Raw genomic sequence first — 1,332 nt, 5'->3', positions numbered from 1 at the left:
GGGCCTTGACCCCTGATGGTGGACACGCGGGTGGTTTCACGCGGCGAGCGTCAGGTTAGCCGCGTGGTGGGCGTTCTCGTAGTCGGTGGGGCTGACGTAGCCGCAGGTGGAGTGCCGGCGGCGGGTGTTGTAGCGGGTGATCCATGCGAAGACCTCGCGGCGGGCCGTGGCCGCGTCGGGCCAGCCCGCGGCGCCGGCGAGGGTCTCGCGTTTGAGGGTCGCGTTGAAGGACTCGGCCATCGCGTTGTCTGCCGAGGTGCCCACGGCGCCCATCGAGCGGGTCACACCCAGTGCGGCGCACACCTGCGCGTAGGCCTTGGCTCGGTACTGGGCTCCGTGGTCGGCGTGGAACACGGCCCCGGCCAGGGTGCCGCGGGTCGCGGCGGCCGCGAGCAGTGCGTCGGTGACCAGGTCGGTGCGCATGTGGTCGGCGATGGACCAGCCGACCAGGCGCCGGGAGAAGCAGTCGATGACGGTGGCCAGGTAGAGGAACCCGTCATCGCCGCAGGGCAGGTAGGTGATGTCACCGACGTACTTGGTGTTCGGCTCGGTCGCGGTGAAGTCCCGCTCGAGCAGGTCCGGCACGAGCGGGGCCTGCGGAGCGGGCACGGTGGTGCGTACGCGGCGTCGCAGCCGGATCCCGGCGATGGCGTGTTCGCGCATGACGCGGGCCACGCGCTTGTGGTTGACCCGCTCGTCGGGGTCGGCGCCGTCGTTGAGCTCGACGGTGATCCGCGGTGCCCCGCACGCGCGATCCTGCACGTGCACCGCGCGGATGCGCGATGCCAGCGCCTGGTCATCGGCCGCTCGCGCGGCGCGAGCCGGCGCGGCGGCCAGCCACTTGTAGAACGAGGACCGGGCCACCCCGATCACCTGGCACAGCCGCTTCACCCCATAGGTGGACTGGTGCTCGGCGACGAACTGGAAGCGGCTCACCAGTTCGTCTCCCCGGCGAAATACTTCGCCGCCGCACGCAGGATCTGCCGCTCGGTGGCCAGCTTGCGCTGCTCGTCCTCCAGCTCGGCGACCCGTGACCTCAGACGTGCGAGCTCCTGCTCGGGGGTCTCATCCGGCGGCGCGGACCTCGCGGGCGGGCGGGACTGCCCGCGGATCGGGACCCCCGCGGCCTTGATCCACGCCGAGAGCGTGGAGTCCATGATCCCCAGGTCCGCCGCGATCCCCGAGACCGTCGCGCTGGGCGTCGAGCGGTACAGCTCGACCGCGTCACGACGGAACTCCGCCGGATACGTCTTCCTTGCCATGAGCAGATCTTCTCGCTTCCTCCGGGCCAGACCCGGGTTCAGCGTGTCCACCTCACGGGGTCAAGCCCCC

Annotated in this window: 1 protein-coding gene; it reads right to left on the bottom strand. The window is 71.2% G+C overall.

What is annotated here, in order from left to right:
* Window positions 1–36: 36 nt before the first annotated feature.
* Window positions 37–1,262 (bottom strand): IS3 family transposase gene (locus tag Cph01nite_RS18910; RefSeq protein ID WP_203676597.1). Its coding sequence is split into 2 segments (ribosomal slippage): window positions 37–953 and window positions 953–1,262, totalling 1,227 coding nucleotides; the frame shifts between segments, so codons are not numbered across the junction.
* Between the last annotated feature and the right edge of the window lie 70 nt (window positions 1,263–1,332).

The sequence above is a fragment of the Cellulomonas phragmiteti genome (assembly GCF_016862775.1).
GTDB classification, from domain to species: Bacteria; Actinomycetota; Actinomycetes; order Actinomycetales; family Cellulomonadaceae; genus Cellulomonas; species Cellulomonas phragmiteti.
This window is presented reverse-complemented; position numbering and strand designations above follow the sequence as displayed.